Genomic DNA, 21,506 nt, shown 5'->3' on the forward strand with positions numbered 1-21,506 from the left:
CGTTACGCGATGTAAAATACGTACTTTCCTGACGATGTGGATAAACAAATGCTCTTCAGTCACACAAAATGATGAAACAATGAAATTGAGATCAGGGAAAATTCGATGCGCAACGTCAGCGGACATGGCAAGCGCCTGTCCTATTACGATTTCGGGCACACGACGGTGTACGCCTCCCGCTTCGACCAGCGCTTCCCCTATTGCGCCTATGTCCCCGACGACTATGACGAGGACAGCGACAAGACCTATCCGCTGGCGGTGATCGTGCATGGCACCGAGCGCGGCATGCTCGCCTACCGGGACGCCTTCGCCGACTTCGCCGAACAGAACGGCGTGATCGTCCTCGCCCCGCTGTTCCCGGCGAATGTCTGTTTTCCGGGCGATCTTTCCTCTTACAAGATGCTGCGCCAGGGCGACCTCCATTACGATGCCGTGCTGCTCGACATGGTCGAGGAGATGCGCGAGCGCTATCGCATCAGTGGCGACCGCGTGCTGATGTACGGCTTCTCCGGCGGCGGCCATTTCACCCATCGTTTCCTGTTCCTCCATCCCGAACGTCTGCTGGCGGCATCGATCGGTGCGCCGGGCGTCGTGACCCTGCTCGACTTCGATCACGATTTCTGGGTCGGGGTGCGCGACTTCGAGAAAGTGTTCGGCAAGGCCATCGACCTCGACGCCATGCGCAAGGTCGCCGTGCAGATGGTGATCGGTGGTGACGATCTCCAAACCTGGGAGATCACCATCAAGCCGGAGGATGACTGGTGGATGCCCGGCGCCGATCTCGCCGGCGCGACCCGCAACGACCGGATCAGATCGTTGAAGGGCAGCCTGGAGAGACATGGCGTCGAGGTGCAGTTGGATGTCGTGCCTGGCATCGCTCACAACGACGGCGCGCTCATCGCCAAGGTCAAGGAGTTCTTTGCGCGGACATTGAATGCGGCGCCCGCCTGAAAAACTGCGGTCAAACTGGAGATAAAAAATGGGAACAGGATTGATGATGGGAAGACGATTGTTCCAGGTGCTGGCGACAATCGCGGTGATGATTTGTGCACTGCCGGCGATGGCGCAGGAGCAGCCGAAAACCGGCGGCACGCTCAAGGTCCGCATCAACGCAGACATCCGCGCCACCGACGGTCTTAATCGCGACGCAAACACCGACACTGTGCTGCACCATGTCTTTGAGACGCTGATGGCTTATCGCGCCGATCTCACGGTGGGCCCGGCATTGGCCGAATCCTGGACAGTATCGGACGACGGCAAGACCTATGCCTTCACGCTGCGCGACGGCGCGGTTTTCCACAATGGCGACGCCGTGACCTCATCCGACGTGAAATGGAACTGGGACCGCCGCATGGACCCGGCCAATCAGTGGTTCTGCATCCCGTTCTTCGACGGCAGCCAGGGCCTCAAGGTCGAGCAAGTGGCGACACCTGATCCTCGCACCGTGGTCTTCACGCTCAAGGCACCGAATGTGCTCTTTCTGGCGCAACTCGCCAGTGTCCAATGCAACGGCTGGGTCGCCAGCCCGAAGAATGTCGGCGCCGACGGCAAGTGGACCGCCGATTCCGCCATCGGCAGCGGCCCGTTCACGCTGAAGGAATGGGTCAAGGGCCAGTATTTGGCGCTCGAGCGCTTTGCCGACTACAAGCCGGTGAAGGAGGCGCCGAGCGGCTTTGCCGGCAGCCGTGAGGCCTATGTCGACGAGGTGCGCTTCATGGTCGTCCCCGACACGGCGGCGGCGGAAACCGCGCTGTTTGCCGGCGAACTCGATGTCCTGCCCGATCTTGAATCATCGCGTGCCGAGGAAGCCAAGTCGCGCGGCATGACGGTGCTGTCGACGCAAGGCCTGTCGTGGACGGTGATCCTGCTGCAGACCAAGGACCCGCTGCTGTCGAACGTCAAAATACGCGAGGCGCTGGCGCACGCCGCCGACATCAACCAGATCGCCGCCGCCAGCACCAGCCGTGCCGCCACGGGAGGTCCCTCGGCCGTCGCCCAGGCGAGCTCGTTCTTCGACGACGATTTCCTCAAATGGCCGGAATACGACCCGGTCAAGGCCAAGGCTCTGCTGGACGAAGCCGGCTACAAGGGCGAGCCGATCAAGATCCAGACCAACACCCGCTACCAGGGCATGTACCAGAACGCCGTGCTGCTGCAGGCGATGCTGACGGCCGCGGGCTTCAACGCCCAGCTCGAAGTACTGGATTGGGCGGCACAGCTCGACAACTACCTTGTCGGCAAATTCCAGATCCAGTCCTTTGGCTATTCGGCTCGTCTCGATCCGTCGCTGATGTATGGCGTCATCCTTGGCGACAAGGCGACCGACCCGACGGCGCAGTGGGACAGCAAGGAGGCCCTCGATCTCTACACGAAGTCGATGGCCACGACCGACGCCGGGCAACGCAAGGCACTGTTCAAGCAGCTCCATGTACTCATGGCAAAGGATGTGCCGATCCTTGGCCTCTATTACGAGCCGTCCCTCGATGCCGTGTCGCCGAAAGTAAAGGGCTATTCGGTATGGCCCGCGGCAAACCCCCATGTATGGGGTGTCTGGAAAAGCGAATAGGCCGGCGGTTCATCTGTCGCCGAAAGATCGGAGGCGTGTTGCTCTCCGATCTTTCGATTGACGGTACCTTCGCAATTAGAACGAGCAACCAGCGCCAGAAGCGGCCAATCAGACACACTTCGGACATGACGACAATGGGCCGGTAGCGGTGTTGAGCAGATACATCTGAAATTTACGCCACTGCGACACGAGCTATTTCGGTCGTCAGGGAAGCTCGCTGAAGGACTACTTCAGGCACTCAGAAAGACGTTTTGGATCGGTCATCTTAGCCAGTTGGTCGTCGGAGGCGCATGGCGGAAAACCAGCCGGCAGCAAGGTTTCCAGCAAGCGCTCTCGCTCTACGGCACTGATCCCCGGCGTGTTGACGATACCCTCGACGGTCATATCCGGGTGCCGCTTGAGCGCCTCCTTAACCGAGGCTTGCGCCTCTTCTATCCGGCCTGCGCCTGCGAGCGAACCGCTGCGCACCATCCACCTCCACTGGTTGTAGTTGTCAGGTGTCAGGCCTTCCAGCATCTTCAACGCATCGTCATATCGGCCGACCATATAGTAAGCATAGGAGAACGGGCCTGAGGTCCACATCGGATAGTTCGGATCGAGCCGGATCACCCGATCAACCAATTCCGCGCCGCGTTCTGGTTGGCCGAAGGACGCCGCCCAGCTGGCGTAGAAGGTCAAGATTTCTGCCGAACCGGGGGCAAGGCGCACGGCCGTGTCCAGCTCAGCTTTGGCACGCGAGAGGTCGCCCCGCTCGCCCAAGCTCATGCCGAGCGCGGCGTGAGCTTCCGCGTCCCTCGGATCGAGCCGCACGGCGCGTTCGGCTGCATCGGCCGCCGCCGCTGCTCCCTTCTCGGGATTGACGCCGAAGTTCGCCAACAGAGAGTGAGAGTGGTAAAGTTCGACCCAGGCGCGGGCGAGCCCGGGATCCAACTCGACGGCGCGATTGAGGAGCTTGATGGCCTCTTCAATGTCCGCTTTGGTGATCCGCTCAAGCTTCTCGGTGCCAAGCAGATATAGCTCATAGGCGTTCAGGTTTTCTGGCGACTTGCGTTTGGCCGCGGCCCGCCCCGCTTCCTGGATCAGCCCCGCGCCGCCGCCGAGCCGGTTGGTGACCTGTTCGGAGATCTCGGTCTGGACGGCGAACACATCTTCGGTGGGCCGGTCCCAGCGCTCCGACCACAGATGGTTGCCGGATTGCGCGTCGATCAGCTGCGCGGTGATCCGCACGCGACTGCCCTGGCGCTGGATCGAACCTTCGAGCACATAGCCGACATGGAGCGCTTTGGCGACCTCGCGGGCATCCACTGGCTTGCCCTTGTAGGCTTCCGTCGAATTGCGCGCCACCACCTCCAATTCCGGGAAGCGCGCAAGATCGGTGATGATGTCCTCTGTAAGGCCGTCGGCCAGCCTTCCAGTAGCGTCGTCGCCCCCATAATTATCAAATGGCAGCACAGCCACCGATGGCCTAGCACTCACTGGTGCCGCCGGCCAGAATTGCCAAGCCGCTGCGGCGGCAAGCAGAAGGGCCACGGCCACCGCCATCCCCGCTAGCGCCCAGCGCGGAGAAGACCGTATTGAGCGATGGCGGATGCCCTGTTTTTCCAGTGTTATGCGGAAAACCTGCACAGGTTCGGTGACATTCTTGACCTTCTTCTCGCCCAAAGGTTCGAAACCGAAGGCAAGCTTCTTCTCGACCTCCTTGGCCACCTTCCCGGAGACACAGATGCCGCCGGACTCCGCCAATTGTTGGAGGCGGGCGGCAATATTGACCCCGTCGCCGTAACGGTCGTCACCGTCGATTATCACCTCGCCAAGATTTATTCCGATCCTGACCAAGATCTGCTCGGCCTCGGGAAGCGACGCATTGCGCTCGGTTAGGCCACGCTGCAGCGAGACTGCACATTCCACCGAATCGACCACGCTGGCAAACTCGGCCAGCAAGCCGTCGCCCATGAGCTTGAAAATGCGACCGTGGTGCCGCGCAATCTCTGGTTCGAAAAGCTCTGCGCGTCCAGCTTTCAGCCGTGCAAAAGTCCCCGCTTCATCACGCTCCATTTGAGCGGAATAGCCGACCACATCAGCGGCCAGAATGGCAGCAAGCTTGCGGTCCATGTCTAAGACCCTGCCTTCAGCTGAATAGTAGACGGCTTCCGACTAAGCGTAAAGGCGCTCGAAATTGCGCAGGGAGGGGGCAGTTCGCTAGGCTGACGCTGGTCTCTGGTCCGAGCTCATCATGGCGATGCTCCGATGATGGTTAGGCTGATCTTCAAGGCGGCGATTTTGCCAGGGTCCACAATTGGGCACAACCGCGGCTGTCACTGTGGTCGCTGGGACGTCGGCTTCAGGAAGCGGCCAAACCGATCGCAGCGTCCGAGATCGGCGCGAGGCCGACATCTTTTATGGCATCACGACCGTCTGCTTCGGGTCACCACTTCCCCTTCGGACTCTCCCGCGGAGGGGAGAAAAGTGGTCGTGAGCTGTATTCGCCCCCGGCACCAAGGGTTGAATGTTCACCACTATTGTCACGACGTGCCGCCGTCCGGCATCGAAAGCTTGAAAGGTTCAGGCTTCGTTCAAGGTGACCTGGTCGCCCAGCCTGATCTTGCCCGGTTCGATGATTTGGCAGAGCGCGCCGAAGCCGCCTTCGCCATGGCGCGCTATGGTTTGCAGCACTGCCGGCTCGAAGGCGAGATCGCCTTGCGCCAGCGCCGTGAAGGTGCAGCGCGCGCACGGTTCCGAGATCACGATCCGCGCCTTCCCGATCGACAGCACTTTCCCGATGATCTGCTGCTCGACGAAACCCTCCCGCGAAGCGTCGGTTTCGATCACGATGTTGGGCCGGAACCGCCTGGAATCCACTTGCGAAGGATCCTCAAGCAGGCCGGCAAGCCTGTTCATCGAGGCTGACGTGACGATGTGGATGTCGGCGCGCTGATAGCGTGGCGCGATGTGATCCCGGGCTTCCGAGCCGAAGGGGACATGTGGGTGCAGCGCCGCCGGGAAATCGAGGAAGGCCGAAACCAGCTCGCCTGCGAGGCTGGAGCCGGCATCGATCCAGGAGCCGTCCAAGCCGATTTCCGGCCGGTCACCCTTCAGCCTTGCAAGAAGGTTGGGCAGCGGTCGCCAGTGTTTTCGCTTCTCCGGCGCGGCAACAGCGCCGTCGCGCCGGTCGATGATGCCCCAGATCCGATCACCCGGGATTCCGCCCTGCGCAAGCTCAATCCCGCCCAGCCGTTCGCCGCCCATCGAACTGATGGGGTATCGCCAGATCTCCGTGATACGGCCAAACGCTGTCATGATGCGGCGACGAGCCATGCCGTCCTCATCGAGCCACTGCCTTGCGTGCGCCCGCGCAATCGGCGAAATGGCGATCGATCAGCATCGCGGCATCGAGAAGGGCGCGTGTGTAGGCGTGGCGCGGTCGATCGAAGACGTCGTCGCGGTCGCCGATCTCGACAATCCTTCCGTCCTGCATGACGGCGACCCGATCGGCAACCTGCTCCACCGCACCCAGATCATGCGAGACGAACAGGCAGGCGAACCCGTGGCGTTCCTGCAACGACCGGATCAGAAGCAGGATCTGTTTCTGCACCGTCATGTCGAGCGCCGAGACCGGCTCGTCGGCGACGACGAAGGCCGGTCGCCTGACGATCGCCCGGGCGATCGCGACGCGCTGGCGCTGGCCGCCCGAAAGCTGATGCGGGAAACGCTCCAGAAGGTCGCGCGTCAGCCCCACTTCCTCGATGACCTCATCCATGCGCGCGGTCCGCCGCTTGCGGTCCAATTCGGTGTCGAGCTTCAGCGGCTCGGTGATGATCTCGGCAATCGACTGACGAGGGTCGAGCGACGAATAGGGGTCCTGGAAGACGATCTGCATGTCACGACGCTGCGCACGCGCGTCAGCGGATCGATCGTTTGCAATCGCCGTGCCAAGAAACGAGATCGTTCCACTGGCCGGCTTGACGAGACCGACAATGGCGCGCCCGAGGGTCGTCTTGCCGGAGCCCGACGCGCCGACCAGCGCCAGGGTTTCGCCGCGCCGGATGGTCAGGTCGACGCCGTCGACGGCGCGCTTCGGCGGCGCGCGCCCGAACAGCCTGGGACGGCCCGGATAGTCGATGACGACATTGCTGATCTCGACCAGGGGCGGGCCGTCGACGGTTTTTCTCGATCCGCCGGCGCTGCGCTTGGGAAACGCATCCACCAACCGCTTCGTGTAATCGTGCTGCGGTGCGTGAAGCACCTGGGTGCTGCTTCCCTGTTCGACCGCCTTGCCTTCGCACATTACCGTCACGTTGTTCACATAGTGCGACACCATGCCGAGGTCGTGGCTGATCAGCAGGACGGCGGTTCCGTTCTCCCGCGTCAGCTCGACCATCAGGTCAAGCACGTCGCGCTGCACCAGAGTGTCGAGCGCGGTGGTCGGCTCGTCGGCGATCAGCAGGCGCGGCTTGAGCAGCATGACCGATGCGAGCATGATGCGTTGGCGCATGCCGCCGGAGAATTCGTGCGGATAGGCCGCAAGGCATTTGCCGGGGTCCTTGATCTGGATCCTCTCCAGCATTGCCAGCGAGCGGTCCTTTATCTCGGCGCGCGACATGGCGCTATGCAGGCGCAGGCCCTCCGCCATCTGCTCGCCGATGGTGACGGCGGGATTGAGCGAGACCATCGGCTCCTGGAAAACCATGCCGATCCGCGCACCGCGTATCTGGCGCAGCGCCTTTGCGGCGAGGCCGGTGAGCTCTTGTCCTTCGAAGTGGATGCTGCTGTCCGGCGTCGTGACCAGCGGGGCAGGGAGCAAGCTCACGATCGAGCGGGCCGCCATCGTCTTGCCCGAACCGGATTCGCCGACCAGCGCCAGCATGTCACTGGGGGCGAGGTCGAAATTCAGCCCGTCGACGACCCGCTTTCCCGATGGCCCGACCGAGATCGACAGATTGCGCACTGAAAGCATCGTGTTGTTGTCCGCGGTCGGCACGAGCATGTTCCCAGGACCTACATTTTCGGATCGAGCCAGTCGCGCACCGCGTCGCCCAGCATGTTGATGCCGAGCAGCGTGATCGAGATGCAGAGACCCGGCAGGATGATCAGATGCGGCGCCTGGCCGATATAGGGCCGAGCCGTCGACAGCATGTTGCCCCAGCTCGGCGCTGGAGGTGGGACGCCCAGTCCAAGAAAGCTCAGCGCGCTTTCCGACAGGATGATCCAGCCGAACATTGTGGTGGCGAGCACGATGATCGGGGCAACGCAGTTGGGCAGCACGTGCCGCGCCATGGTGATGATCTCGCTGTTGCCCATCACCCGCGAGGCCTCGACATATTCCCGCTCGCGAATGGACATCACCGAGGCCCGCACCACGCGCACCACGATCGGCATATAGGCAAGGCCGAGCGCAACGATGATACCCTCGCGGCTGGCGCCGATCACCGCCATCAGGCCGAGCGCCAGAAGCAGGCCGGGGAAGGCGAGGAAGGCGTCGTTGACCATCATGACGACGCGATCGACCCAGCCGCGCAGGAAACCGGCGAGAACGCCGAACACGATGCCGAGCATCAAGGCGAAGGCGACTGTCGCAAAAGCGATCCAGGCGCTGGTCCGCGCGCTGCTGGCGAGGCGGCTGAGCACGTCGCGCCCGAACTCGTCGGCGCCGAGCAGGTGCTGGGGCGAGGGCCCGCTGAGGCGCGACGGCAGATCGAGCTTGAGCGGATCGTAGGGCGCGATCCACGGGCCGAACACGGCCAGAAGGATCAATGCCCCGGTGACGGCGATCCCGAAGGTCGCATTGAATTTCAGGCCGGGCCGGCCGAGCACACGGGCGATCATGCGGCGACCCTCGGATCGAGCAGCGGATAGACGAGGTCCACGAGAAGGTTGATCACAACATAGATGAAGGCAACGAACAGCATCGTACCCTGAATCACCGGATAGTCGCGGGCATAGATGGCATCGACCAGCAGCCGGCCGAGGCCGGGAATGGTGAAGACGGTCTCGATGACGACGATGCTGGAAAGCAGGCTGCCGAGCACCAAGCCGATCAGGGTCAAGGTGGGCGCGAAGGCGTTCTTGAAAGCATGGCGCCACATCACAGCGCTTTCGGAAAGTCCCTTTGCCCGTGCATGGGTGATGTATTCCAGCCGCGCCACCTCGATCGTGCTGGCCCTGGCCATGCGCGCGATCGGGCCGGACTCGACGAGCACCAGGGTGACCACGGGCAGGATCACATAGAGAGCGGCTTGCGCGAAGTCGCGGCTGAAGGGCACGTAGCCGACGATCGGCAGCCAGCCGAGATAGAGGCCGAAGATCAGCATCAGCATCAGACCCAGCCAGAAACTGGGGATCGAGAGCAGGATGGTCGATGTGGCGACGACGGTGATGTCGCCAAAACTGTCCTGCTTCCAGGCGGCCAGCATGCCGGCCGGCACGGCGATGGCGGAGGCGACAAGCACGGCCAGGAGGACGATGATCGATGAGACGGCGAAGCGGTCGAGGATCAGCGGCAGCACCTCCTGTCCGCTGCCGATCGAGCGCCCGAAATCGCCTGTAAGGACGTTGCCGGCCCAGATCAGATATTGCACCACCACAGGCTGGTCGAGGCCCATCTGATGCCGCATGGCTTCGACCTGTCCAGGCTGTGCGAGGTCTCCCAGCATCAACGTCGCAGGATCACCCGGGATGAAGCGCATCATCACGAAGACCGCAACCGACACCAGGATCAGGGTCGGTATGGCGCTGGCGATGCGGGTCAGGACAAAGCGGACCATCGTTTCTCCTGTGCTGATATCGAAGGTCGCCCCCGTGCCAGTATCGCCTTCTCGGCGCGCTCGCGGACCTCGTCGTCGAGGGTGAGTTCGTAGCGGGTGAATTCGCGGTTCTCGGCCGGCAACGGTGCGATCTCCATGACGCCGGCGGCTGGTTCGAAGACGATCATCGCCACCGTCGCCGAGAGATTGCCGCCTTTCTTCCTGATCCGCGGACGACAGACGCTGAACGGCGAAGCGAAATCGTCGAACAGGGCTTCCTTCAACTCGTCGATCGTGACGTCCCCATGCCGCGCCGACAGGCGACGGCGCACGCGGTGGTCGCGATAGAGACTGTCCGGCACGTCGCGAAGCCCGGTTTCGCGCAGCTTCGACAACGCCACTGGGCTCTGCCAGTGATTGGCGTGGACGATCATGTCGTCGTCCGGATAGATGGCGAAGGCCTCGTCCGGCGCGCATTCGAAATCGACCGTAAACCCCTCGGCGGTGCTCAGGATCATGTTGTTGGAGCCGGATTTCGGTGTCGTCGCCACCACCTTGATGGCGTCGGCGAAATGCTGCGCTTCAAGCGCCCGGCGCCGGATGAAGGGCAGCGGAATTCCGATCTCGCGATAGTCGCGGTCCGATTCGAGATAGTTCGCGGTGATGCCGATGCCGGCGGCGTTGAAGCCGCTGCGCGCCAGTCCGCCGGCTTCGGTGAAGGTGAGGAGGTCCGGCCCGTCCGTTCGCCGGATGCGCAGCACCACCGAGGTCTCGGCGCATTCGGCCTTCCAGTCCCAGTTCTGGCCATGGATGAGCCTGCCGTTGCGGGTAGCCTCCGGCAAAATCACAGCGCCCGTGCAGCCGTCGGGCTCGTCGTCGGAAATGCCTTTCTCCCGCCGGGCGAGCTGCAGGATTTCGGTACGCGCATTGACCAGGACGATCGAGGACAGGTCGAGATTGGCGCCTGACGCGATCCCTTGCATTTCCTCGACGAGATCGGGCGCCCATTGCCGCAAGCGAGGCAGGAAGATTTGGGAGAACCGCGCGACATCGTCCCGCCCGAAGCCGAACCGGTCGAGCTGGCCGGCGTAGAGCGCCACCGAAGCGCCGATGCGCCCGCGCGCCTGTTCGCCATAGGCCATGCCGCGCGCTCTCGGCGCTCCATCGATCTCGACAAGCGGAAAAGGTGCGACTGTTGTCATCAAGGGAAGCCTCAACTCGTTGAGTTCGGATACTAATGCATTTTGATTGAATGAAAAGCAGGAAAATTCGATAGATTGCCAGTTCGAACTGCGTGGCGCATATCTATAATGCGAAGATGCGAACGCCTGAGGAAGCGCCTATGAATGAAACGATCATCGACCGGCCGGCACGCGGCGAGGCGGCCAGTCCGCTGCAGATCGATCTGGCGCGGCGGATCCTGGAGCGGATCAGGGATTCGGGCTGGACGGTTGGAACCCGCGTCTCGGTGCCCGACCTTGCCCGCACCTTCGGCGTCTCGCGTTCTCCGATCAGCGCGGCGTTGGAGCTGTTGGTCGCCCAGGGCATCTTGAGCCCGTTCGAGACGAGGGGGCTGCAATTGGCGCGCGAGGTCGCCGACCTCGACCCTGAGGATATCCTGCCCAGTTCACCGCTCGAGGAGCTTTACCGCAGGATGATGCGTGAGCGCGCGCTCGGCCAGCTGCCGCAGGAGGTGTCCGAGGCGGAACTGATGCCGCGCTATCAGGTGTCGCGCGGCGTCGTGCGCAAGCTTTTGCTCCGCTTTGCCGCCGAAGGGCTGGTGCAGCGCCTGCCGGGGCATGGCTGGCGTTTCGCCGACACACTGGTCGGCGAGGACGCCTACCGGGAAAGCTATGAATTCCGGACGGCCGTCGAATGCGCGGCGCTGCGGTCACCCATGTTCAATGCGGATCCTCAGCAACTGGCGCCGGTCCGCCGCGCTCACCAGCGCATCCTGGCGATCGTGTCGACGGGCAAGACGCTGATCGGCGGCGACGAATGGTTCCGGATCAACGCATCCTTTCACGAAGGGCTTGCGGCCTGTTCCGGCAACCGGTTCCTGGCGGATGCGGTGCGCCAGCAGAACAATCTGCGCCGGTTGCAGGAGTCGGCGGGTTTCGAGGAACTGCCGGCGGAACGCATCGAGCAGTCCTGCCGGGAACATCTGGCCATCCTCGACGCCGTCGAGGCGGGCGAGATCGAATGGGCCGAGGCGCTGCTGCGCCAGCATCTAAGGCAGGCATCCGAGTTCGCTTCGCCGCAGCGCTCGATCTGATGCCTGCTATGTCCGCGACGATGAGCATTTCCGTCGTGATTTTCCGGGCCTGATCACCACTGACAGCACCGAGACGACGGCGACGCAGCCCGCATGCGGGCCGCTCAGTGAGCCAACGCGCCGACGCCATCTCGGATCCATGGGGGACTGGCCGATCTGGAACGAGCGTCTCCGCTCCGTCAAATGCCGGGATTTTTGGGACCGATTTTCAGCGGCGCATCATTTTCATCCGGATTGGGAACAGGAGCTTCGTCGGGAAGTCTGTCCGGGTCCGGCTCACGCACCGGCTTCGGTTCAGGAAACGGCGGCGGTGTGGGCGCGGGAGTGGGCATTGGTTCGGGAGTGGGAAGAATGGCCATGGTGTGATTTCCTTCCGCTCGCACTCTGCCTGGCGGGTCGCCGACGTCGGCTGGGATTTTGAAGCCACCCGTTCCGATCGGTTTTCGCTCGGGCTGACGCACGCAGAACGACCACGCATGCCTATGGTTCCGACGCGAACTCCGATGATCCACGCAGGCATCGGCATTCGTGGCCGGACGGGGCCGTCAGAAAAGTGATCGAATGGTCCGCGCATGAGGGCCTTGCCGGCGTCGTGGAGCGCCATAATTTCCATTTCAGGGTGGGACGAACTCACCTGCTGAATAGGAGGCGGCCGTGAAGCACCAAACACTTGACCAACTGCATACCGTTGCCGACGTTCACGCTGAAGCAACAGACCTCGTAGCGACTCGAAGCCAGCGTCTCGAACGTTGGGCGAAACTGCTGGAGAAAAATCCCGATCGACGTCTCGAAGCGTTGACCGGCACCGAATACAAGTCCCCTGAGATACGCGAGAAAATGCGTTACAACGACTCGCCTCTCACGGTTGCCTTCGAGGACCCGATCTTTCGCGCGCAAGGCTTGAGAGATGACACCTACGGTGAAGCCAAGCGCTTCTTCGAGCTGACCGACTGGCAGCTGCACGAAATCGTCTGCCATTGCCATGTCGGCGCCTCGATACGAGCGCGATGGGCTGCCTCTCGCGTCCGTTCGGCAATGTCCGAAAGGTTTGGTTTCTTCGCCTGGCTGCGGGGAATATTCATGCACTGACGCTTCGGGCACTGACGCTACGGCATTGACGCTGCCGGCATTTATGTTGGGGGCCGGCATGTTCGGGTGATGGGGCGGCGAAGTGATTTCCACGCCTCGCATCAGCGGTCGTTGATGAGCGGATAGGCCGTTTCGACGGCGATCCGCCATCGGCGAAGCTCGAACCATAGGCTCGATACCACAGGGATGCGCGGATTTCAGTCGGCGGGCGCCGTGTAGCGACGATGGACTGCTTCCGCAATGGCGGCGCGGCTTTCCATGAGGATCGAGCTATCGCCATCCTCGATGACAGCCGCTGCCTCCGCAAGCGCCTTTTCCTTGACCTGTTGCGGAACCGCTGGCTGTCGATTGCTCCCGCGCAAGGCAACGTCGCGGAGGCTTGGCCTTCAAGCCGGTACACACTCCTAGCCGATGATCCTGAATCCGTTCGGCTCCTGGCCGGCATCGACGTCCTGGGATGTCACGCTGGAGACCGACGCTCCGGTCGGCCCTTTCCACAACCGGTCCAACATGGTCGAAACCGCGCCTTCGGCTCCGACGATCAGTGCCGTTACGGATCCATCCTCCTCATTGCGAACCCACCCGGACAGACCGAGCCTCTCGGCCTCGGTCCGTGTCCACACGCGAAACGAGACGCCTTGCACCCTTCCCCTCAGTCTGACGCGTACCGCCTTGCGCCCGTCCTCCATGGTCGCCTCCGTGCAGTTGTTTTGTTCACACCTTCAACTCACCAGCGGCGAGAAAGGCTCCGCCATCACATTTTACGCTTTATGACGGCAACGGAACCATGCGGCGGCGGCTTTGTTTAAAAGACGGACAGCTGCAGGTTGCTGGGCCTCGGAGCCACGATTTCATGACCAACGATTCTCCAACGGGAGGCGCCATCCCGGCATCCGTTCCGACGATCGATCCGAAAGCGGCGCCGACGCTTCAACACGCCGAGGCCGAGGTCTTTTATACAGAGGCGATCCGCGAACTCGCCGCAACGGACATCCCCTTTCTTGTCGCCGGCACCTACGCGGTGAGCGCCTATACGGGCGTCACGCGCCAGACCAAAGACCTCGACATTTTCTGCAAAGCCGGCGACTACGCGCGCATCCTGGCGCATTTCAAGCAAGCCGGCTATGCGGTCGAGATCGTGGACGACCGGTGGCTTGGAAAGGTCTTCAAGAGCACGCATTTTTTTGACGTCATATTCGCATCGGCGAACGGCACCATGCCGGTCGGCGACCAGTGGCTGGAGCATGCGCGGCAAATCGAGCTGCTGGGCAGTCAGGTGCGGATCGTCGGTCCGACCGAGCTTATCTGGTCCAAATGCTTCATCCAGGACAGAAGCCGCCACGACGGCGCCGACATCGCTCATACCATCCTCAAGGCGCAGGATCAGATCGATTGGCGCCGGCTGCTTTCCTACCTCGAAGTCCACTGGGAGGTGCTGCTGATGCAGCTTCTCAATTTCCGCTGGATCTATCCGAGCGAGCGCGATCACGTTCCCGCCTGGCTGCTCGACGAATTGCTTGACCGGCTCGCCAAGCAGCGGGAGTTGCCTACGCCCCGAATGAAAATCTGCCGCGGGCGCCTGCTTTCGCCGACCGACTACGAGATCGACGTCAAGGAGTGGGGTTTTGCCGGCGTCGGCGGAACAGGAGAATTTCGTGATGGCTGAGAGGAACGACGCTGCTACGGCAAGGGTTGGGAACGGCGGCACCGTGAGGATTGCGGCTATCGGCGACCTGCATGTGCGGGAAGACGCCCAGGCCTCCTGCCGTGATCTCTTCGGCGAAGTTTCGCGCGAAGCGGACGTCCTCGTGCTCACTGGCGACCTCACCAATCTCGGCAAGCCGCGTGAGGCCGAAATCCTTGCGGAGGATTTGCGCGCCTGCGCAATCCCGGTCGTCGCCGTGCTCGGCAACCATGACTATGAATCCGGCGCGGTCGAGGACGTCGCCCACATCCTTCGGCAGGCGGGCGTCCATCTTCTTGACGGCCAGACCACGGAAATCAAGGACGTCGGCTTTGTCGGCGTGAAGGGGTTCATTGGCGGTTTTGGATCACGCATGCTCGGCTCCTTCGGCGAGCCGGCGATCAAGGCGATGGTCGCCGAAAGCGTCAGCGAATCGATGCGGCTCGAAAACGCAATGCGGCAGGTTCGCACCAATCGTACGCTTGTCGTCCTGCACTACGCTCCGGTGGTCGAGACGGTCGCTGGCGAGCCATTGGAGATTTTTCCGTTCCTGGGCTCGTCGCGGCTGGCGGAGACGATCGATCGGTTCAAGGTCAGCGCCGTGGTGCATGGCCACGCGCATCGCGGCATCTATGAAGGTCGCACGCCCGGCGGTGCCCCGGTCTACAACGTCGCCATGCACGTGGCGAAGCCGACCGGCCGTCCCTACGCCCTGCTCGAAATCTGAAACACCCCGCGCCTCGTCAGCGATCGATCTCGCCGAACACGATATCGAGCGAGCCGATGATCGCGGCGACATCGGCGAGCATGTGCCCGCGCGACAGAAAATCCATCGCCTGCAGATGGGCAAAGGACGGCGCGCGGATCTTGCACCGATAGGGAGTATTGCCGCCGTTCGAAACCAGATAGACGCCGAACTCGCCCTTCGGCGCCTCCACCGCGGCGTAGACTTCTCCGGCGGGCACGCGAATACCCTCCGTGTAGAGTTTGAAATGGTGGATGGTCGCTTCCATCGAGCGTTTCATCGTCGCCCGCGGCGGCGGCGTGATCTTTTGGTTCGGAATTGCCACCGGCCCTTGGCCTTCGGGCGATCGCAATTTCTCCAGGCATTGCCTCATGATCCGCACCGACTGGCGCATTTCCTCCATGCGGACGAGATAGCGGTCGTAACAGTCGCCGTTCTTGCCGATGGGAATGTCGAAATCCATCTCGGGGTAGCATTCATATGGCTGTGCCTTGCGCAAGTCCCACGCCGCGCCCGACCCGCGCACCATGGGGCCGGAGAAGCCCCAGGCCCAGGCGTCGTCGAGGCCGATCACGCCGACATCGACGTTGCGCTGCTTGAAGATACGGTTTTCGGTGAGCAACTCGTCGAGGTTGCCGCAAACCTTGAGGAACGGATCGCAGAAAGCCCAGATATCGTCCAGGAGCTTCGGAGGCAGGTCCTGGTGCACGCCACCGACCCTGAAATAATTCGCATGCATGCGGGCGCCGGAGGCGCGCTCGTAAAACACCATCAGCTTCTCGCGCTCGGCAAAACCCCAGAGCGGCGGCGTCAGCGCGCCGATATCCATGGCCTGTGTCGTGACGTTGAGGAGATGCGACAAGAGCCGGCCGATTTCGCAAAACAGAACACGGATGAGCTGTCCTCGCTTCGGGACCGAGATTTCCAACAACTTCTCGGCGGCGAGGCAGAACGCATGCTCCTGGTTCATCGGCGCGACATAGTCGAGCCGGTCGAAATAGGGCAGAGCCTGCAGATAGTTCTTGTACTCGATCAGTTTTTCGGTGCCGCGGTGGAGCAGGCCGATATGGGGATCGGCGCGATCGACGACCTCGCCGTCCAGTTCGAGCACCAGGCGCAGCACGCCGTGAGCAGAGGGATGCTGCGGTCCGAAGTTGATGGTGAAGTTGCGAACTGCGGCTTCGACCATGACGCTGCTCCGCTGTACCGGGTTTCAGGGCCGAAGCCGAGTGCTCCGGCCCGCCACGCCCGGACCACCGATCAGGTGCCCGCCAATCACGTGCCCGCCAATCACGTGCCCGCCAATCACGTGGTTGTCTGGATGATCAGAGTCAGCATGCCGTCGCCGTCGATGTTGGCGGCAACAACCTGCGACGAATCCAGCCCGTTCGCCGCCAGCACCGATGCTGCCTGTGGCGAGGCATCGATCGAGCTCTGCAGAGTAAGCAGATCTTCAACGCTGGTCTGGGTGATCACGGCCTCGGCTTGCGTCTTGAGTTCCGGCGGCAAATCCTCCAGGGCGACAATGGCAATGCCAGTAAAATTCTGGTCGGTGAAACCTTGATCCGACAGGGCTTGGTCAGGCAGGGCCTGGTCAGGCGTTTGGTTGGGCAAGCTTGGATCGGGCAGGGCTTCCGGAGCCGGGGGTGCGATTTGGGGAAGCTGCGGGTCGGTGGATTGCGCGTGGATCGGCTGCGCCAGGGCCAATCCCGAAAGGGCGGCAATTGTCGTCAATATGCGCATGATCGTTCCTTCCGTTTTCCGTTTTGCTCGAGGAGGATCACCTGGTGACCACACAACCATTGTCCCGGATTATGGTTCCCGTCCGTCACGGATATGGCCATGGTGGAGCCTATCCTGGCGCGAGCGGTCGAAAGATAGAACGATTCCGACAGGCGTTCATTCTCCCCTGATCACACCTTCATCACAGGATCGGCGGGGCGCTGCAGCTCAAGGAGAAAGCCATGAGAATCAGCGAGTGCATGACACGGAAAGTTCAGGTCGCCAGTCCGGACCAGTCCTTGCGGGATGCCGCACGAGCCATGGCCGATCTTGACGCCGGTGTTCTGCCCGTGGGTGAGAATGAGCGGCTGGTCGGCATGATCACGGACCGCGACATTGCCGTCCGTGGCATCGCGGAGGGCAGAGGTCCCGACACCAAGATCAGGGATGTGATGAGCGCGGAGGTACAGTGCTGCTTTGACGACCAGGAAGTCGGCGATGTCCTTCAGAATATGCGCGATCTCAAACTGCGGCGAATGCCGGTGATCAGCCGCGACCGGCGGTTGGTTGGCATTGTCTCGCTCGGCGACCTCGCCACGAACGGCGAGCCCGCCTGGGCCGGCGAAGCGCTGGGCGGCATTTCGCAGCCGGGCGGCGACCATTCTCAGACGGCGCACTGATGCATCATAAACAGATTTGAAGTTCCTGCTCGATCGACGGCATCGGCGTTCAGGAACTTCGAATCCACAACCGTACTGGAGTCACTCCTTTGCGCTACAGGGCCGCACGCCCGGACGCGCGAGCACTTGGTTTGCGCATGATTCCCAGCGAAAATCGATTTCCGGGATCATCCGGGCCGACGCTACGCTACGGAGAATCGATCGATGACCCACAGCCATGTCCCGTCGCCCTGGCGGCGGGCGACCTCGGCGGTTACGGTGCCATCGGGAAGATGGGTTGACGTCAGTGCCAAATCTCCGCTGACAACAGCCGGAGCCTGATTTCCGGCGGCATATTTTCGGCCCGTTGCGGTGATGTCGGCGAAGAGTGCCCGGATCGCTTCGCGGCCACGCGTCAGTCGCCCGTCACCGCTGTCGACGACGGCATGCGGCTCAAAAAGCGCGGCCATGCCGTCGATGTCTCCCACCCACTGCCGGGAGATCAGCAGACGCTCCAGATCCTGGGGATCACGCGCCGGCTCGCGGCTTGCTTCATCGGTCATGGCGAAACTCCTCCGACGCTCGGTAGCAAAGCGTTCGATCCTGCGCCAAGTTTCGTTGGAAGACGAGCCGCAAGCTCCGCCATGCTGATCGCAAGGTGGAGCAGCCTGGCGATCATCCTCCCCAGCCGAGATCGCGATCCGCAACGCGCCATTCGGCGGTGCGGGCGCGGCGCCGGTGGCTGCGGCTGCCGTTGAGGAAGTCGGCGATCCTTGCCGCCGACTTCGCCGAGGCGAAAGTCAGCAGCCGATCGCGATGGACTACGGGCTCGTCGGTCTCATTGTCCCAGATCTCGAACCGGCAGCTTGGGTTCGGTATGGCTTCGAAACGGATCTTCATATCGATGGCCCCGGTGATCGACGGACCGAGGTTCTGCGATCCCGGCTTACGGATGGCTTACGGGCGTTTGGATTATGCTTTTGGCAGCGGGCGCGCTCGCGCGGGTCGCCCTCGGCTAGCCGCCTTCGGCGCGAGGCGCTGGGCGACATGGTCGGCGATCGCCAGGCTTGAGGTCAGGCCGGGGCTCTCGATGCCGAACAAATTGACCAGGCCCTCCACGCCATGCACCGCCGCGTCCTGGATGACGAAGTCGGCATTGGCTTCGCCGGGACCGGAGAGCTTCGGCCGGATGCCGCTATAGGCCGGCTGCAGGCTGCCATCGGCCAGGTCCGGCCAGTATTTGCGGATCTGGTCGTAGAAGCGCTCGCCACGTAGTGGATCGACGCGATAGTCGAGTTGATCGGTCCATTCGACGTCAGGCCCGAAGCGGGCGACGCCGTCGAGGTCGAGCGTCAGATGGACGCCGAGCCCGCCGGGTTCGGGCACGGGATAGACCAGCCGCGAGAACGGCGCCCGGCCGGCGACCGAAAAGTAATTGCCCTTGGCGTAGCGAAGTTCTGGCACGAATTGCCGGTCGAACCCGTCAAGCGAGCCGGCAAGTGCCGTGGCGCCGAGCCCGGCGGCGTTGATGAAGCGCGCGGTGGCGATTTCAAAGCGCTCGCCGCTGGTGCTGTCGACCGTGTCGAGCACGATGCGCCCACCTTCAACGCGGCCCGAGACGATGCGGGTGTTGAGGCTGAGCGCTGCCCCGTGCTCCTCGGCGTCGCCCAGCAGTGCAAGCATCAGCGCATGGCTGTCGATGATGCCGGTGGCGGGTGACAGCAGCGCGGCCGTGCCGCGCAGCTTGGGCTCCAGCCTGCGCGCCTCTGCTGCGGTCAAGGGCGTCAAATCGCCCGCGCCGCAAGCAGCGGCGTTGGTCAGGATCGAAGTGAGCATCGGCTCCTGTTCGGCATCCGTGGCGACGATGAGCTTGCCGCAGCGCGCATGCGGCACCGCCCGCTCCTGGCAATAACGGTAGAGCCTTTCGCGGCCTGCCACGCAGAGCCGGGCCTTCAGCGATCCGGCCGGATAGTAGATGCCGGCATGGATGACCTCGGAATTACGCGAACTCGTCCCGGTGCCGATGGCGTTCTCGGCCTCGAGGATCAGGGTGTCCATGCCGCGCCGCGCCGTCTCTCGCGCGATCGCGAGGCCGATAACGCCGGCGCCGGCGACGATGCAGTCGACATGGTCCACGATCAGGCCACCTCAGCCTTGTTGTTGTGCCTGCTGGTGACCTGTTCGGGAATCAGGTCTTGGCCACGCGCACCGCCGGCTTGGCGCAGGTTCTCGCGTTCAGCAGCCTCGAAGCTGAAATTCTGCATGTCTTCCGTCCATCCGCCTGCCCTTCCAAAAGGGCTTGACACCCTTACAAGAAACGGATGCAGCAAACAGCATTAATCCAGAGGCCGATGCGCGCGCCGAACGGCGGCACGACGCACGTCCCGGCATGCAGGACAGGAGCCATCATGGACGCTCGACCGAATTCTCCCGAAGCCCGCGACATCAGCTACCACATGCACGGCTATACCAATGCCCGCAAGCACGAGGAAGCAGGGCCACTCGTCATCGAGAAGGGCGACGGCATCTATGTCGAGGATCTCGCCGGCAACCGCTATATCGAGGCGATGGCCGGGCTTTGGAGCGTCGCGGTCGGCTTCTCCGAGAAGCGGCTGGTCGACGCTGCGGTGCGCCAGATGTCCAAGTTGCCTTACTATCACGACTTCGGCTCCAAATCGCATTCGCCGCTGATCGATCTCGCCGAGAAGCTGGTGCAGATGGCGCCGGTGCCGATGAGCAAGGCGTATTTCACCAATTCCGGCTCCGAGGCCAACGATACGGCCATGAAGATGATCTGGTACCGGTCGAATGCGCTCGGCCAGCCGGCGCGCAAGAAGATCATCAGCCGCATTCGCGGCTATCACGGCGTCACCATTGCCTCGGCGAGCCTGACCGGGCTGCCCAACAACCACAATTCCTTCGACCTGCCGATCGCCAATGTGCTGCACACCTCGACGCCGCACCACTGGCGCGAGGCGCTGCCAAATGAGAGCGAAGGAGAGTTTTCGAGCCGGCTTGCCGACGATCTGGAAAAGCTGATCCTGGCCGAAGGACCGGAAACCGTCGCTGCCTTCTTCGGCGAGCCGATCATGGGCGCCGGCGGCGTCATCGTGCCGCCGGCAGGCTACTGGGAGAAGATCCAGGCGGTGCTGTCGAAATACGACATCCTGCTCGTCGCCGACGAGGTGATCTGCGGCTTTGGCCGAACCGGCGAAATGTTCGGCTCGCAGACCTTCGGCATCAGGCCCGACATCATGGTGCTGTCGAAGCAGATCTCTTCGTCCTACCTGCCGATCTCGGCCTTGCTGATCAATGAGAAAGTTTTCGAGCCGATTGCCGACGAAAGCAATCGCATCGGCACCTTCGGCCACGGCTTCACCGGCGGTGGCCATCCCGTTGCGGCGGCGGTCGCGCTGGAGAACTTGAAGCTGATCGAGGAGCGCGATCTCGTCGGCAATGCGCGCACGGTCGGCGCGCATATGCAGAAGCGGCTGCGCAAGCTCGCTTCGCACCCGCTTGTCGGCGAGGTGCGCGGCGTCGGCCTGATCGCGGCGGTCGAACTGGTCGGCGACAAGGCGAACAAGACGCCGTGGGAGACGGCCGGCGCGCTGGGCGGGCTCGTCAACGGTTTCATGCAGCAGAACGGCGTCATCTCGCGCAACATGGTCGATGCACTGGCCTTCTGCCCGCCGCTGATCATCACCGAGCCCCAGGTCGATCAGGTGATCGACGCGTTTGAAAGATCGCTTGAAGCCGCGGTCAAGCAGGTCCTGTAGTGGCGCGCGTCGCTCGAGATCATGCCGTTATAAGAGAACCGCATTTTTCTTATAACTGGAGCCGCCTGACATGAAGACGGTCGACCGCAAGCGGCGTTTTAAGAAAATTGCGAAAACCTTATAACGCCGCAGGAGAGGATCAGGAACCCTGGTTGTCGTCGTACAGCCAAATCAGAATGGTTTTGCAGATAAACAAAGCCGTCACGAGAACCTTTGATCGTGGAGGGACAGCGCCCCCCTCTGTCCTGCC

General features: G+C 62.7%; 23 protein-coding genes. 8 read left to right on the forward strand and 15 right to left on the reverse strand.

Annotated elements, in window-relative coordinates; genetic code table 11:
• The first annotated feature begins 105 nt into the window (after positions 1-105).
• Positions 106-951, forward strand: coding sequence for a hydrolase (locus AC0L15_RS17655; RefSeq protein ID WP_027151407.1), 846 nt, complete (start codon positions 106-108; stop codon positions 949-951).
• A 28-nt stretch (positions 952-979) separates the two neighbouring features.
• Entirely contained in the window at positions 980-2,566 is a 1,587-nt protein-coding gene (locus AC0L15_RS17660; protein WP_473496662.1) for an ABC transporter substrate-binding protein, read from the forward strand.
• A 225-nt stretch (positions 2,567-2,791) separates the two neighbouring features.
• On the opposite strand, the gene AC0L15_RS17665 is transcribed toward AC0L15_RS17660, so the two are convergent.
• The 6 genes from AC0L15_RS17665 to AC0L15_RS17690 form a co-directional block, all read right to left on the reverse strand.
• On the reverse strand, positions 2,792-4,678 hold the full coding sequence (locus tag AC0L15_RS17665; protein WP_473496663.1) for an adenylate/guanylate cyclase domain-containing protein: 1,887 nt from the start codon (positions 4,676-4,678) through the stop codon (positions 2,792-2,794).
• A gap of 450 nt (positions 4,679-5,128) precedes the next feature.
• Complete coding sequence (locus AC0L15_RS17670; protein ID WP_287249430.1) at positions 5,129-5,881, reverse strand: MOSC domain-containing protein; 753 nt, start codon at positions 5,879-5,881, stop codon at positions 5,129-5,131.
• Positions 5,882-5,888: 7 nt separating this feature from the next.
• A complete protein-coding gene (locus tag AC0L15_RS17675) occupies positions 5,889-7,520 on the reverse strand; it encodes an ABC transporter ATP-binding protein (protein ID WP_473496670.1) in 1,632 nt (543 codons plus the stop codon).
• 41 nt (positions 7,521-7,561) lie between these two features.
• Positions 7,562-8,389 carry an ABC transporter permease gene (locus AC0L15_RS17680; protein ID WP_473496664.1) on the reverse strand — a complete coding sequence of 276 codons (828 nt, stop codon included), beginning with the start codon at positions 8,387-8,389 and terminating at the stop codon, positions 7,562-7,564.
• Positions 8,386-9,327 (reverse strand): ABC transporter permease, encoded by a 942-nt coding sequence (locus tag AC0L15_RS17685; protein WP_287174005.1) that lies wholly within the window; start codon positions 9,325-9,327, stop codon positions 8,386-8,388. The genes AC0L15_RS17680 and AC0L15_RS17685 overlap by 4 nt, the downstream gene beginning before the upstream one ends.
• Complete coding sequence (locus AC0L15_RS17690; protein WP_473496665.1) at positions 9,309-10,508, reverse strand: C45 family autoproteolytic acyltransferase/hydolase; 1,200 nt, start codon at positions 10,506-10,508, stop codon at positions 9,309-9,311. The genes AC0L15_RS17685 and AC0L15_RS17690 overlap by 19 nt, the downstream gene beginning before the upstream one ends.
• Positions 10,509-10,648: 140 nt before the next feature.
• Here AC0L15_RS17690 and AC0L15_RS17695 point away from each other — a divergent pair, with 140 nt between their 5' ends.
• Positions 10,649-11,581 carry a GntR family transcriptional regulator gene (locus tag AC0L15_RS17695; protein WP_236377224.1) on the forward strand — a complete coding sequence of 311 codons (933 nt, stop codon included), beginning with the start codon at positions 10,649-10,651 and terminating at the stop codon, positions 11,579-11,581.
• 179 nt (positions 11,582-11,760) lie between these two features.
• Here AC0L15_RS17695 and AC0L15_RS17700 read toward each other — a convergent pair whose 3' ends face one another.
• Entirely contained in the window at positions 11,761-11,940 is a 180-nt protein-coding gene (locus AC0L15_RS17700) for a hypothetical protein (RefSeq protein ID WP_287249457.1), read from the reverse strand.
• A 295-nt stretch (positions 11,941-12,235) separates the two neighbouring features.
• Between AC0L15_RS17700 and AC0L15_RS17705 the strand changes: the two genes are divergently transcribed.
• The gene (locus AC0L15_RS17705; protein ID WP_084646611.1) at positions 12,236-12,670 is read left to right on the forward strand and encodes a hypothetical protein; all 435 of its coding nucleotides are present in this window, start codon (positions 12,236-12,238) and stop codon (positions 12,668-12,670) included.
• Between the two features lie 197 nt (positions 12,671-12,867).
• Here AC0L15_RS17705 and AC0L15_RS17710 read toward each other — a convergent pair whose 3' ends face one another.
• Both AC0L15_RS17710 and AC0L15_RS17715 read right to left on the reverse strand, forming a co-directional pair.
• Positions 12,868-13,032, reverse strand: a complete 165-nt coding sequence (locus tag AC0L15_RS17710; protein ID WP_287249433.1) for a hypothetical protein — start codon at positions 13,030-13,032, stop codon at positions 12,868-12,870.
• 42 nt (positions 13,033-13,074) lie between these two features.
• Positions 13,075-13,359: an acylphosphatase gene (locus AC0L15_RS17715; protein ID WP_023797829.1), complete on the reverse strand. Its 285-nt coding sequence runs from the start codon at positions 13,357-13,359 to the stop codon at positions 13,075-13,077.
• 164 nt (positions 13,360-13,523) lie between these two features.
• On the opposite strand from AC0L15_RS17715, the gene AC0L15_RS17720 reads away from it, so the two are divergent.
• Entirely contained in the window at positions 13,524-14,336 is an 813-nt protein-coding gene (locus AC0L15_RS17720; RefSeq protein WP_023797830.1) for a nucleotidyltransferase family protein, read from the forward strand.
• Positions 14,329-15,081 carry a metallophosphoesterase family protein gene (locus AC0L15_RS17725; RefSeq protein ID WP_287249435.1) on the forward strand — a complete coding sequence of 251 codons (753 nt, stop codon included), beginning with the start codon at positions 14,329-14,331 and terminating at the stop codon, positions 15,079-15,081. The genes AC0L15_RS17720 and AC0L15_RS17725 overlap by 8 nt, the downstream gene beginning before the upstream one ends.
• A gap of 16 nt (positions 15,082-15,097) precedes the next feature.
• On the opposite strand, the gene AC0L15_RS17730 is transcribed toward AC0L15_RS17725, so the two are convergent.
• Positions 15,098-16,288: an NADH-quinone oxidoreductase subunit D gene (locus tag AC0L15_RS17730; RefSeq protein ID WP_128166599.1), complete on the reverse strand. Its 1,191-nt coding sequence runs from the start codon at positions 16,286-16,288 to the stop codon at positions 15,098-15,100.
• 116 nt (positions 16,289-16,404) lie between these two features.
• The gene (locus tag AC0L15_RS17735) at positions 16,405-16,842 is read right to left on the reverse strand and encodes a hypothetical protein (protein ID WP_473496666.1); all 438 of its coding nucleotides are present in this window, start codon (positions 16,840-16,842) and stop codon (positions 16,405-16,407) included.
• 221 nt (positions 16,843-17,063) lie between these two features.
• Here AC0L15_RS17735 and AC0L15_RS17740 point away from each other — a divergent pair, with 221 nt between their 5' ends.
• A complete protein-coding gene (locus AC0L15_RS17740; protein ID WP_023797834.1) occupies positions 17,064-17,501 on the forward strand; it encodes a CBS domain-containing protein in 438 nt (145 codons plus the stop codon).
• 182 nt (positions 17,502-17,683) lie between these two features.
• Here the strand turns inward: AC0L15_RS17740 and AC0L15_RS17745 are convergent, their stop codons facing one another.
• The 4 genes from AC0L15_RS17745 to AC0L15_RS17760 all read right to left on the reverse strand — a co-directional run bounded on the left by AC0L15_RS17745 (position 17,684) and on the right by AC0L15_RS17760 (position 19,744).
• Positions 17,684-18,043, reverse strand: coding sequence for a YybH family protein (locus AC0L15_RS17745; RefSeq protein ID WP_128173110.1), 360 nt, complete (start codon positions 18,041-18,043; stop codon positions 17,684-17,686).
• Between the two features lie 112 nt (positions 18,044-18,155).
• On the reverse strand, positions 18,156-18,380 hold the full coding sequence (locus AC0L15_RS17750) for a hypothetical protein (protein ID WP_287249437.1): 225 nt from the start codon (positions 18,378-18,380) through the stop codon (positions 18,156-18,158).
• 72 nt (positions 18,381-18,452) lie between these two features.
• A complete protein-coding gene (locus AC0L15_RS17755; protein ID WP_287249439.1) occupies positions 18,453-19,616 on the reverse strand; it encodes an NAD(P)/FAD-dependent oxidoreductase in 1,164 nt (387 codons plus the stop codon).
• Between the two features lie 2 nt (positions 19,617-19,618).
• Entirely contained in the window at positions 19,619-19,744 is a 126-nt protein-coding gene (locus AC0L15_RS17760; RefSeq protein ID WP_287249441.1) for a hypothetical protein, read from the reverse strand.
• Between the two features lie 144 nt (positions 19,745-19,888).
• Between AC0L15_RS17760 and AC0L15_RS17765 the strand changes: the two genes are divergently transcribed.
• Complete coding sequence (locus AC0L15_RS17765; protein WP_287249443.1) at positions 19,889-21,256, forward strand: aspartate aminotransferase family protein; 1,368 nt, start codon at positions 19,889-19,891, stop codon at positions 21,254-21,256.
• Positions 21,257-21,506: the final 250 nt, after the last annotated feature.

The organism is Mesorhizobium sp. WSM4846, from assembly GCF_055811415.1.

Excerpts from the sequence above, each read along its gene's own strand:
- AC0L15_RS17655 (WP_027151407.1), top strand. The coding sequence starts at position 106 with ATGCGCAACGTCAGCGGACATGGCAAGCGCCTGTCCTATTACGATTTC.
- AC0L15_RS17660 (WP_473496662.1), top strand. The coding sequence starts at position 980 with ATGGGAACAGGATTGATGATGGGAAGACGATTGTTCCAGGTGCTGGCG.
- AC0L15_RS17665 (WP_473496663.1), bottom strand. The coding sequence starts at position 4,678 with ATGGACCGCAAGCTTGCTGCCATTCTGGCCGCTGATGTGGTCGGCTAT.
- AC0L15_RS17670 (WP_287249430.1), bottom strand. The coding sequence starts at position 5,881 with ATGGCTCGTCGCCGCATCATGACAGCGTTTGGCCGTATCACGGAGATC.
- AC0L15_RS17675 (WP_473496670.1), bottom strand. The coding sequence starts at position 7,520 with ATGCTTTCAGTGCGCAATCTGTCGATCTCGGTCGGGCCATCGGGAAAG.
- AC0L15_RS17680 (WP_473496664.1), bottom strand. The coding sequence starts at position 8,389 with ATGATCGCCCGTGTGCTCGGCCGGCCCGGCCTGAAATTCAATGCGACC.
- AC0L15_RS17685 (WP_287174005.1), bottom strand. The coding sequence starts at position 9,327 with ATGGTCCGCTTTGTCCTGACCCGCATCGCCAGCGCCATACCGACCCTG.
- AC0L15_RS17690 (WP_473496665.1), bottom strand. The coding sequence starts at position 10,508 with ATGACAACAGTCGCACCTTTTCCGCTTGTCGAGATCGATGGAGCGCCG.
- AC0L15_RS17695 (WP_236377224.1), top strand. The coding sequence starts at position 10,649 with ATGAATGAAACGATCATCGACCGGCCGGCACGCGGCGAGGCGGCCAGT.
- AC0L15_RS17700 (WP_287249457.1), bottom strand. The coding sequence starts at position 11,940 with ATGGCCATTCTTCCCACTCCCGAACCAATGCCCACTCCCGCGCCCACA.
- AC0L15_RS17715 (WP_023797829.1), bottom strand. The coding sequence starts at position 13,359 with ATGGAGGACGGGCGCAAGGCGGTACGCGTCAGACTGAGGGGAAGGGTG.
- AC0L15_RS17720 (WP_023797830.1), top strand. The coding sequence starts at position 13,524 with ATGACCAACGATTCTCCAACGGGAGGCGCCATCCCGGCATCCGTTCCG.
- AC0L15_RS17725 (WP_287249435.1), top strand. The coding sequence starts at position 14,329 with ATGGCTGAGAGGAACGACGCTGCTACGGCAAGGGTTGGGAACGGCGGC.
- AC0L15_RS17730 (WP_128166599.1), bottom strand. The coding sequence starts at position 16,288 with ATGGTCGAAGCCGCAGTTCGCAACTTCACCATCAACTTCGGACCGCAG.
- AC0L15_RS17735 (WP_473496666.1), bottom strand. The coding sequence starts at position 16,842 with ATGCGCATATTGACGACAATTGCCGCCCTTTCGGGATTGGCCCTGGCG.
- AC0L15_RS17740 (WP_023797834.1), top strand. The coding sequence starts at position 17,064 with ATGAGAATCAGCGAGTGCATGACACGGAAAGTTCAGGTCGCCAGTCCG.
- AC0L15_RS17745 (WP_128173110.1), bottom strand. The coding sequence starts at position 18,043 with ATGACCGATGAAGCAAGCCGCGAGCCGGCGCGTGATCCCCAGGATCTG.
- AC0L15_RS17750 (WP_287249437.1), bottom strand. The coding sequence starts at position 18,380 with ATGAAGATCCGTTTCGAAGCCATACCGAACCCAAGCTGCCGGTTCGAG.
- AC0L15_RS17760 (WP_287249441.1), bottom strand. The coding sequence starts at position 19,744 with ATGCAGAATTTCAGCTTCGAGGCTGCTGAACGCGAGAACCTGCGCCAA.
- AC0L15_RS17765 (WP_287249443.1), top strand. The coding sequence starts at position 19,889 with ATGGACGCTCGACCGAATTCTCCCGAAGCCCGCGACATCAGCTACCAC.